This window comes from Amycolatopsis sp. NPDC058278 (assembly GCF_042881395.1).
Classification (GTDB): Bacteria; Actinomycetota; Actinomycetes; order Mycobacteriales; family Pseudonocardiaceae; genus Amycolatopsis.
Genome location: NZ_JBHVXZ010000211.1, coordinates 1 through 10,135, shown reverse-complemented (window position 1 = coordinate 10,135; position 10,135 = coordinate 1). Strand labels below are relative to the sequence as shown.

Here is a 10,135-nt window from a genome sequence, read left to right as displayed (position 1 = left end):
CCGCTGGGTCGCGGCGCCGTTGCACGGCCAGATGACGAACGGGGTGCCGTGGGCCGTGCCGTGGCCCTTCACGTCGAGGCACTTGCCGACCCGACGTTGACGACCGCGCCACCGGCCTGGACTCGCCACTGCTGCGTGGCGGTCCCGGTGCAGTCGTGGATCTGGACCGCGGTGCCGTCGGCCGTTCCACCGTCGGCGGTCTCGATTTGAGGATGCCGCCGGTGTCGCCGCGCGCCCACTTCTGGTTGGCGCCTCCAGGTAGTCCAGCAGCTGCGCCCGTTGCCCGAAGAGGCAGACTTCCCCGCCGTCTGTCGACGGTCCGGTCGCCGGCTCCGAAGATCCGGCCGGCGAAGCGGCGTGCGGTCCGGCCCGCGTGGCCGGGACGGGCGCCCGGCCACGAGGCGTGGGCGAAGCCGGGCGTCGAACTGTCCCCGAAGGACGACCTCCGAGGTCCGGGTTTCCGAGCCGGTGTCCCGTCCCAGCGGGACCGTTTCAGTGGAACTCGGGCAGGACGTGCTCCTCCCAGCCGCGGAAGAATCCCTCGTGGTCGGCGCCGACCTGCTGCACGTAGATCTCGTCCACCCCGGCGTCGACGTACTGGCGGACGCGTTCCGCGTGGGCCTTCGGGTCGTCGCCGCACACGATCGCCTCGCCGACGGCCTCGCGGGGGACGAACGACGTCGCGGCTTCGAAGTCCTCCGGCCGCGGGAGGATCTGGGCCAGCTGGCCGGGCAGGACGTCGTTGGCCCACAGCCGGTGCGCCCGGTCCAGCGCCGCTCCGGCGTCGGCGTCCCAGCAGACCTTCATCCCGGCCTGCACCGGCTTGTCCCCGCCGCCGGCTTCGCGGAAGGCCCGGACCAGGTCGGCGTCCGGCACGACCGTGCAGTACCCGTCGCCGATCCGCCCGGCGAGCTTCGTGGCCTGCGGCCCGAACCCGGACACGTAGATCGGCACCGGCTCGGCCGGCACGGTGTAGATCCGCGCGTCCTGCACCTCGTAGTGCGTCCCGTGGTGGCTCACCGCCTCGCCGCGCGCCCCCGCCGCGTGGAGCTTGCGGATGACGTCGACCGCCTCCTCGAGCATCTCCAGCCGCTGCCCGGCCGAGGGCCAGGGGTCGCCGAGGATGTGCTCGTTGAGCGCCTCCCCCGAGCCCACACCCAGCACGAACCGGCCGTCCAGCTGGACCGCGGCGGTGGCGGCGGCCTGGGCGAGCACGGCCGGGTGAATCCGGACGGTCGGGCAGGTGACCGCCGACGTGATCGGCAGCGAAACGGCCTCCGACAGGGCGCCGATCACCGACCAGACGAACGGGCTCTGGCCCTGCGCGTCGTTCCAGGGGTGGAAGTGGTCCGAGATCCACAGCCGCCGGAACCCGGCGCGCTCGGCCGCGCGGGCCTGGGCGACGAGCTCGCGGGGACCGTACTGCTCGCACGAAAGGAAGTAGCCGATCGACGTCATGCCGGCCGGGTACCCCGCCCCCGCGAACGGCACACCACCGCATCGGCGGAACGGGCAGCACACGGGACGAATGCCCCATCGGCGGCGTGATCGCCGCCCTCACCCTGCGCCCGGCCGGGGACGCCGTTAGCTTCGGTTCCGTGCTCAGATTCGCTGCGGTGGCGGTGTTGTCGCTGCTCTCGCTCGGCGTCACCGCGCTGGCCCTGTTCGCCGGCCCGTTGTGGTGGCTGCTCGCCGTGCCGCTGCTCCTGCTCGCCGGCGTCGGGTGCTGGGATCTCGCGCAGCGCAGGCACTCGGTCCTGCGGAACTACCCGATCCTCGGGCACCTGCGGTTCCTGCTCGAAGCCCTGCGGCCCGAGCTGCAGCAGTACTTCGTCGAGCGCAACTTCGACGGCCGCCCGTACGACCGGGACGTCCGCAGCATCGTCTACGAACGCGCCAAGGGCACCGACGCCGAAGAGCCGTTCGGGACCGAACGCGACGTCTACGCCGACGGGTACGAGTCCCTGGTCCACTCGATGGCCCCGGTGGCGGCGCCCGACGATCCGCCGAAGGTCCGGATCGGCGGCCCCGGCTGCACGAAGCCCTACGACATGGCGCTGCTGAACGTGTCGGCGATGAGTTTCGGCTCCCTGTCCGCGAACGCGATCCTGGCCCTCAACAAGGGCGCGGCGCTCGGCGGGTTCGCGCACGACACCGGCGAAGGCGGGCTGTCGGAGTACCACCTGCGGCACGGCGGCGACCTCGTCTGGGAAATCGGCACCGGCTACTTCGGCTGCCGGACCTCCGACGGCAATTTCGACAAAGCGGAATTCGCCGACAAAGCGGCACACGACGCCGTGAAGTGCGTGTCGCTGAAGCTGTCCCAGGGCGCGAAACCCGGTATCGGCGGCGTACTGCCCGGCGGCAAGGTGAACGCCGAGATCGCGCGCGTCCGCGATGTCCCCCAAGGCAAAAGCGTCATTTCCCCGCCCTACCACCGGGTGTTCTCCACTCCGCGGGGGCTGGTCCGGTTCATCGCCGGGATGCGCGAGCTGGCGGGCGGCAAGCCGACGGGGTTCAAGCTCTGCCTCGGGTCGCGACGCCAGTTCCTCGCCGTCTGCAAGGCCATGCTCGCCGAGGGTGTGACGCCGGACTTCATCATCGTCGACGGCGCCGAAGGCGGGACCGGCGCCGCGCCGCTGGAGTTCGCCGACCACATCGGGACCCCGCTGACCGAAGGCCTCATCACCGTCCACAACGCACTGGTCGGCACGGGCCTGCGCGACCGGATCAAGCTCGGCGCCAGCGGCAAGGTCGCCACCGGCGCGGACATCGTCAAGCGTCTCCTGCAGGGCGCCGACTACACCAACGCGGCGCGGGCGATGATGTTCGCCGTCGGCTGCATCCAGGCCCAGCGCTGCCACACCAACCGCTGCCCGGTCGGCGTCACCACCCAGGACGCCCGCCGCGCCCGCGCGCTGGACGTCGAAGACAAGTCCCTGCGGGTGGAACGGTTCCAGCGCGCCACGGTGACCGGCGCGCAGCAGATCATGGCGTCGATGGGCGTCCGGTTCCCCGCCGAGCTCCGACCGCACATGCTCCGCCGGCGCATCGATCCCCACCAGGTGCTGTCCTACGCGGAGCTCTACGACTGGCTCGCGCCCGGGCAGCTGCTGTCCGAACCCCCGCGGGGCTGGGCGGAAGACTGGGCCGCGGCCGATCCCGACCGCTTCACCGTCTGATCAGCCGCAGTCCCGCCACCAGGACGTTCGCGCCGCCGTCGCCGTCTATGCTCGGCCGGTGGCGATCGACTCCCCCGCTCTGAAGACCCGCCGGGCAACGCCCCGGGACTGGATCCCGCAGTGGTCGTCGACCGCCGCCCTGCGCGCTGTCCGGGCCACCCTGGTGGTCCCCGTCCTCTTCGCGTTCAGCATCAAGGTGATCGGCGACCTGCAGGTGGCGACGTTCGCCGCCTTCGGCGGGTTCGCCACGCTGGTCATGGCGTCCTTCGGCGGCGGTCGGCGGGACAAGCTGCGTGCCCACTTCGGACTCGCCGTCGCGGGCAGCGTCCTGCTGGTGATCGGCACCGCCGCCAGCGCGTCACTGCCGCTGGCCGCGGTCGTGACGCTCGTCGTGGCCTTCTTGGTGCTCTTCGGCGGAGTCGCGGGACCGAACGCGGCCGCCGGGGGCGTCGCCGCGCTGCTCGCCTACGTCCTCCCGGCCGCCTCCCCCGGCACGATGAGCATGGTGCCGGCCCGTCTCGGCGGCTGGTGGCTGGCCTCGGTGGTCGGCACCGCGGCCGTCCTGCTGCTGTCGCCCCGGTCCCCCGCCACGGCCCTGCGGGACGCGGCGGCGCGGGCGGCCGGCGCGCTGGCCGACCACCTGGACGCGGCCCTGGGCGGCGGCGCGGGCGTGGCCACGGCGCACGAAGCGGCGGTCGAAGCCAAGCACCACCTGATCGACGAATTCACCGCGACGCCCTACCGCCCCACCGGCCTGGCCGCCGAAGACCAGGCTCTCGACAACTTGGTGGGCCTGCTCGAATGGTGCGCTTCGGTCATCGCCGACACCACGAGCGAGTACCCGGACCTGAGCGGAGCACCCGAGGTCGAGCGGGAGCTGCTCGCCGAGACCAGCGCCGGCCTGCGCGAGGTTTCCCGGCTGCTGGCCGGCCGGCCCGGTTCCTTCGACGCCGGCGAGCTGGACCGCAGGGTCCAGGCGAGCGTGGAACGGCTGCGCGCGCTCGGATCCGGCGATCCCGGCTACGTCGACGCGGTGCACCTGTCCTTCCACGCCCGCACCGGCGCCTTCGCCGTCCGTGAGGCGGTGACCGAAGCCCGCGCCGCGGTCCCCGGCGGACGGCGGACCCGCTTTCCCGGCGGGCGCTCCGTGGCCTCGCTGGCCCGCGTAGCTTCGCCGCACACGAGCCTGCGGTCGGTGTGGTTCGTCAACAGCCTCCGCGGCGCGGTGGCGCTGGCCGCGGCGGTCGTCGTCGCCGGGGCGAGTGGCGTCGAGCACGGGTTCTGGGTCGTGCTGGGCACTTTGTCCGTGCTGCGCGGCAACGCGGCGGCGACCGGGTCGACCGCGCTGCGGGCGCTGATCGGGACCGCGCTCGGTGTCGTCGTCGGCGCGTTGCTGCTGCTGGTCATCGGCACCAGCGCGCCCGCGCTGTGGATCGCCCTCCCGATCGCGGTGCTGGTCGCCGGCTACGCGCCGGGTGCGCTGCCCTTCACCGCCGGCCAAGCGGCCTTCACGGTGACGGTCTCGGTGCTGTTCAACCTGCTCGCGCCGGCCGGCTGGCAGATCGGTGTCGTGCGGATCGAGGACGTCGCGATCGGCTGCGCGGTGTGCCTGGTGGTGGGCGCGCTGTTCTGGCCCCGCGGCGCCCGGGCCGTGGTCGCCGACGACCTCGCCGACGCGTTCCGCGCCGGCGGCGCGTACCTGGCCGCGGCCGCGAACTGGGCGCTCGGACTCCGGCACGACCCACCCGTTCCCGCCGCGGCGACCGCGGCCGGAGCACGCCTCGACGACGCGCTCCGCGGGTTCCTCAGCGAGCAGGGCACCAAGCACGTCCCCAAGCCCGACCTGTGGCGGCTGGTCATGGGGACCGTCCGCTCACGGCTCACCGCGCACTCGCTGGCCGGGCTCCCGAACCCCCACGTCGAGCCGGACCCGTTCCGCCGGCTCCTCGGCGACCAGGCGGGCCAGCTCGCCGCCTGGTACGACCACCTGGCCTCCCGCCTGGACCGCACCGACCACGGTGACGTCCCCATGCTCGCCCCGCCCGCCTTCCCGGACCTCCTCCAGCAGCCCGGCGCCTCGGTGCGCGACCTCGCCTGCGCGCTGTGGGTCCACGAGCACATCAAGCACATCTCCGCCCGTCTCGCCGAACTCGTCGAGCCGGCCGGCGTGGTGGCGGCCCAGCGCCATCGTCCTTGGTGGCGGTAGGCAGGCGTCTCAGCTCGTGGTGAGAAGCCGGTCGGGCACCCGGTCCAAGCCGAAGGCGAACCGCTCGGCGTCCGACCAGCCGGCATCGACGAACCCGGACGTGCTGAGCGTGGGATAGCGCTCGGCGGAGTCCAGGATGTGCGCGCGCACCTTGGCGATCGCGGCCGGATCGTCCAGCCGGCGCCAGGTGGCGTCCGCCATCGAGCACGAACCCCGCGAGCGTCCGGGTGACCACGGGTGCGCCAGCATCGCGGCCCGCCAGTCCATCAGCAACGCGCGCAGCCCCGCCCGGGGTCTCCCGTCGGGGGCGGGAACCGGCACTTCCCCGACGACGTGGTCGAGCGCGAGGTCGAGCAGGTCCTCCTTGGTCGCGACGTGCCAGTAGAGCGCGGTGGAGGTCACCTCGAGCCGCTCGGCCAGCTTGCGCATCGTCAGCCGTTCCACTCCCGCCGCGTCGAGTTCGGCGATCGCCGCGTCGATGATCCGCGTCAAGGTCAGCGGCGTGTTCCGCCGCGGCGGACGCGGCGCCGCGTCGCGAAGCCAGAGGTCCCGAACCGGTGGCTCGCGCTCGTCGTCCTCAGCCTCGCCCAGCTGACGGTCATCCTGGACGCCACCATCGTCAACATCGCGTTGCCCACCGCGCAGCACGACCTGGCGTTCTCCGACGACAGCCGCCAATGGGTGGTGACGGGCTACGCTCTCGCGTTCGGCAGCCTGCTGCTGCTCGGCGGCCGCCTGTGCGACTTCTACGGCCGCAAACGGCTGTTCGTCATCGGCATGCTCGGCTTCGCGGCCGCCTCCGCGCTCGGCGGCGCCGCGGACGGGTTCACCCTCCTGCTGATCGCCCGCATCGCCCAAGGCGCCTTCGCCGCGGTCCTCGCCCCCGCCGCGCTGTCCATGGTGTCGGTGACCTTCGCCGACGACGCCGACGAGCGCGGCCGCGCGTTCGGCGTCTTCGGGGCGATCTCCGGCGCCGGCGGCGCACTGGGCCTGCTGCTCGGCGGGGTGCTCACGCAGAACCTGTCGTGGCGGTGGTGCCTCTACGTCAACGTCGTCATCACCGCGATCGCCATCGCCGGCGCCCTGGTCTTCCTCGTCGACCGCGCGCGCCCGAACGCACCCAGCTCGACCTCGCGGGCACCGTCCTGGCCCTGCTCGGCCTGTTCGGCGTCGTGCACGGACTCGGCAACGCCGCCTCCCTCGGCTGGACCGACCCGTGGACGCTCGGCCCGGCCGGGTTCGGTGTGCTGCTCGTGGTCGCGTTCGTCCTGGTCGAGCGGCGGGTCCGGGATCCGCTGCTGCCGCTGCGGGTGGTGCTGGACCGCGACCGGGGCGCGGCCTACCTGACGATCGGTATCTCCGGCACCGGCGGCTTCGCCGTGTTCAACTTCGTCACCTACTACCTGGCCCAAACCCTGAAGTTCACGCCGGTGCAGAGCGGCCTGGCGTTCCTGCCCATGGCCGTCCTGGTGATGGCGGGCGCGGTGGTCTCCGGGGCGGTGCTGCTCCCCCGCGTCGGCCCCCGCCCGATCGTCCCGATCGGCAGCCTCCTCGCCGCCGTCGGCATGGTCCTGCTCACCGGCATCGACGCCGGCTCGACGTATCCCGGTGGGGTGCTCCCGGCCCTGCTCGTCATCGGCCTCGGTCTCGGCCTGATCTTCGGACCGGGCCAGAACGCGGCGACCAGCGGAGTACTGCCTCACGAAACCGGGGTCGCGTCCGCGCTGGCCAACATCACCCAGCAGGTCGGCGGCTCGATCGGGCTGGCCGTGTTCAGCTCCCTCGGCGCGACCGCCACCGCCGGCCACTTCGCCGCCCACGCCGGGACGGCCACCGACCCCGACACCATCGCCCAAGCCACCTTCGCCGGCTACCACGTCGTGTTCCGGATCGCCGCCGCACTATTCCTCGGCGGCGCGGTGCTCTCGGCCGGGCTCTTCCTCAGCGGCCCCCTGACTGTCGATCCCGAGGCCGAACCCGTCCTCATCCACTGACCGACCCAAGGAGACAAGTGTTCACCGACAAGGAAACCCGGTACCTGGCCGACCAGCCGCTGTGCCGGGTGGCGACCGCCCGGCCCGAAGGGACCCTCCAGGTCAGCCCGATCGGTTTCACCTACAACCCCGACACGCAGACCATCGACCTGATGGGGCTCAACCTCCGCAAGAGCCGCCGGTTCCGCAACGTCGCCGACAACGGACGCATCGCGCTCGTCATCGACGACGTCCCCAGCACGAACCCCTGGCGAGTCCGGTCCCTGGAGATCCGCGGTCACGCCGATGCGCTCACCAACGTCGAAACCCCCGGCCCCCACAGCCGAAACGTCTGACAGGAGACGATCACCGTGAAAGCAGTGCAGTTCAAGCAGTACGGCGGCCCCGAAGTCCTCGAGATCGTGGACCTGCCCGACCCGCACCCCGGCCCCGGCCAGGTCCGGATCAAGGTCCACGCGGCCGGGATCAGTGCCAGCGCCGACGTCGCCGGCGTCGTCGACGAGATCGGCGAAGGCGTCACCGACGTCGCCGTCGGCGACCGTGTCTTCGGCATCTCCGACGACCAAGCGACCGCCGCCGAATACGCGTTGCTGAACTTCCGGGCTCTCATCCCGCCGTCACTCGGGTTCGTCGACGCGGCCGGCATCCGGTCGCCCTGGAGACGGCCACCCGCGGCCTCGACCAGCTCCACGTCGCCGCCGGCACCACCCTGTTCGTCAACGGTGCCTCGGGCGGGATCGGCACCGCGACCGTCCAGCTCGCCGTCGCCCGCGGGTGATCGGCTCCGCCGGCGCGCGCAACAGTGGCTTCCTGAGCATGCTGGGCGCGGAACCGGTGACCTACGGCGACGGGATGACCGACCGCGTCCGCACCCTGGCTCCCGATGGCGTCGACGTCGCGCTCAACGTGGCCGGCAATGGCGTGCTCCCCGAGCTCATCGCCCTCGCCGGCGGCGAGCCGAAGAACGTGATCACCCTCGCCGACTTCGCGGGCGCCGAGCAGCACGGCGTGCACTTCAGCAACGGTTTCGCCGACGGCAACGCGTTCCACGCCCTGACCACCATCGGCGAACTCATCGAAGCCGGCGAGTTCTGGCTGCCGGTCGAGCGCACCTTCCCCCTCGCCGGCATCGCCGAAGCGCACCAGGCGAGCGAGACCGGCCACGTCCGCGGGCGACTGGTCCTCGTCGTCAGCTGACGGACAAACCGATTCCCATGAGCTACAACGAACCGGCAGCGCGGAACTCCTGGGCCCGTCACGGGCTCGACGAGCGGGATCAGGCGAGCAAAATCGCGACACCATCGTATCCACAGGCGGTAAGGCGGTCGCGCTGATCGCCGCTTGGCCGATCCCGCCGAGGTCTGGCGGCTCATCGCCGCAACAGGACAAGCGACCGCCCCTCGCCGTCGAGCGCGGACTCGACCAGCCGCTTGGTCAGTTGCCCCACGAGCTGCTGGCCCACGCTGGCCGGAGCGCGCTCGTGCCGGTTGTCCTCCACCCGGCACGAGCATGATCATCACCAGTGGTGGTCTTCCTTCGTCGAAGCTCGGCCGGCAGCGCAGCGAACCACCGCTCTCCGCGCCCACGTACAATCCGTGAGCACGTACCGGGAACTCCTTCCCCGGCGAAAGAATACCGATGCGCGAGAGCGATGCCGCATTTCCTGCCGCGGCCGGCGATGCTGAGCGTGACCGGATGGCGGACGGCGTTCGCAACGCCGGGCGCCCAGCTCGATCCGCAGCAGCGACACTCAGCAGCGCGCGGGTGGATCGTGCCCAACCTCAGCGGCCTCAACGCTCACTTCCCGCCTCGGGGGGTCGCAGTCGAATTCGCCCGGATGCGCACTTCGGTGAGAATCCCCGACCGTTCTGGGCTTCTCGGTGACGGCCCATCCGGCGCGGCGAGCTGCCGGTTTTGACAGTGACCAACCCCAACATTCCCTCGAACTTCGTCCGGAAGCGGCGTCCTTCAATGGCGGCAGGTCCCGACGACGAGGTTTACGGCGGCATCCTGCAAGCAGGCAAGACAACAGACCCGGATCTTGCGATAGCCGGGCCGGACCAGTCCCTGCGCGGCCAGTGCGCGCAATGCCCGCTGGACCGAGACCTGGGCGACGTCCAAGAGCTGAGCGATCTCGAGCTGGGTCAGGGGGATGTCGACGTCCACCGAACGCGAGCCGGCGCCGGACAACCAGGCCAGCTCGGCCAGGACGGCCGACACCCTGCGTTCCATCGGCAAGCTGGACGGCACGAGGCGGCTGCGCTCCAGCGCACACTGCCGTTCCGCGATCGTCCGTGCCAGGACCAGCGCGGCGCGAGGGTGGGTGTCGAGGAATGCCGTGAACCGGTCCCGGTCGAGGCGGACGGCGGACACCGGCCGTTGCCGGAGTGCGATCACCGAAGGTACCCACTGCGGGTCGGCGAGATAGGCGAGCTCGCCGACCAGGTCTCCCGGACCGCGGAACCCCAGCAGTCGCTGGCCCGACTCGCTTTCGGCGACCACTTTGGCCTCGCCGTGGCAGATCAGCAGCACCTCGTCCCCGGTCGTCAGGCACTCACCGACCTCGTAGCGCACTTCGCTGCCCGTGGTCAGCGTCCAGTCCAACTCGGCGGTGGTCAGCCGGCCGGCGAAGGTGGTGGGAGGCCACGCGGTATCAAGCATGGCTCCCCTTTATGTCAAGGGGCGATCCTGGCGGGGGTAGGCTGGGCGGCGGCAGGTTCGGGTTGTGGCTTGTCCGAAGGGCCGGTGTCCGG

The 10,135-nt window shown here is 72.0% G+C and carries 9 protein-coding genes and 1 pseudogene; 6 read left to right on the top strand and 4 right to left on the bottom strand.

The features are described 5' to 3' along the window. Positions 1 to 492 precede the first annotated feature (492 nt). Positions 493 to 1,458, bottom strand: coding sequence for a TIGR03557 family F420-dependent LLM class oxidoreductase (locus tag ACFVYA_RS48270; RefSeq protein ID WP_387055191.1), 966 nt, complete (start codon positions 1,456 to 1,458; stop codon positions 493 to 495). 86 nt (positions 1,459 to 1,544) lie between these two features. Here ACFVYA_RS48270 and ACFVYA_RS48265 point away from each other — a divergent pair, with 86 nt between their 5' ends. Together ACFVYA_RS48265 and ACFVYA_RS48260 are read left to right on the top strand one after the other, a co-directional pair. Further along, a complete protein-coding gene (locus ACFVYA_RS48265) occupies positions 1,545 to 3,182 on the top strand; it encodes an FMN-binding glutamate synthase family protein (RefSeq protein WP_387055189.1) in 1,638 nt (545 codons plus the stop codon). A gap of 58 nt (positions 3,183 to 3,240) precedes the next feature. Beyond that, complete coding sequence (locus ACFVYA_RS48260) at positions 3,241 to 5,388, top strand: FUSC family protein (RefSeq protein WP_387055187.1); 2,148 nt, start codon at positions 3,241 to 3,243, stop codon at positions 5,386 to 5,388. Between the two features lie 9 nt (positions 5,389 to 5,397). Here ACFVYA_RS48260 and ACFVYA_RS48255 read toward each other — a convergent pair whose 3' ends face one another. Further along, positions 5,398 to 5,880, bottom strand: a complete 483-nt coding sequence (locus tag ACFVYA_RS48255) for a TetR/AcrR family transcriptional regulator (RefSeq protein ID WP_387055185.1) — start codon at positions 5,878 to 5,880, stop codon at positions 5,398 to 5,400. A gap of 138 nt (positions 5,881 to 6,018) precedes the next feature. Here ACFVYA_RS48255 and ACFVYA_RS48250 point away from each other — a divergent pair, with 138 nt between their 5' ends. The 4 genes and pseudogenes from ACFVYA_RS48250 (at position 6,019) to ACFVYA_RS48235 (ending at position 8,579) form a co-directional block, all read left to right on the top strand. Beyond that, positions 6,019 to 6,735, top strand: coding sequence for an MFS transporter (locus ACFVYA_RS48250; protein ID WP_387055183.1), 717 nt, complete (start codon positions 6,019 to 6,021; stop codon positions 6,733 to 6,735). Continuing rightward, entirely contained in the window at positions 6,642 to 7,382 is a 741-nt protein-coding gene (locus tag ACFVYA_RS48245; protein ID WP_387055181.1) for an MFS transporter, read from the top strand. The genes ACFVYA_RS48250 and ACFVYA_RS48245 overlap by 94 nt, the downstream gene beginning before the upstream one ends. Before the next feature lie 17 nt (positions 7,383 to 7,399). Further along, on the top strand, positions 7,400 to 7,717 hold the full coding sequence (locus ACFVYA_RS48240; RefSeq protein WP_387055178.1) for a PPOX class F420-dependent oxidoreductase: 318 nt from the start codon (positions 7,400 to 7,402) through the stop codon (positions 7,715 to 7,717). A gap of 15 nt (positions 7,718 to 7,732) precedes the next feature. Next, positions 7,733 to 8,579, top strand: a pseudogene (locus tag ACFVYA_RS48235) (NADP-dependent oxidoreductase). A gap of 172 nt (positions 8,580 to 8,751) precedes the next feature. On the opposite strand, the gene ACFVYA_RS48230 reads toward ACFVYA_RS48235, so the two are convergent. Both ACFVYA_RS48230 and ACFVYA_RS48225 read right to left on the bottom strand, forming a co-directional pair. Beyond that, positions 8,752 to 8,880 carry a hypothetical protein gene (locus ACFVYA_RS48230; protein WP_387055176.1) on the bottom strand — a complete coding sequence of 43 codons (129 nt, stop codon included), beginning with the start codon at positions 8,878 to 8,880 and terminating at the stop codon, positions 8,752 to 8,754. A gap of 470 nt (positions 8,881 to 9,350) precedes the next feature. Beyond that, entirely contained in the window at positions 9,351 to 9,986 is a 636-nt protein-coding gene (locus ACFVYA_RS48225) for a Crp/Fnr family transcriptional regulator (protein WP_387055174.1), read from the bottom strand. Positions 9,987 to 10,135 lie beyond the last annotated feature (149 nt).

Coding starts and splice junctions, on each gene's coding strand:
- ACFVYA_RS48270 (WP_387055191.1), bottom strand. CDS start 1,458: ATGACGTCGATCGGCTACTTCCTTTCGTGCGAGCAGTACGGTCCCCGC.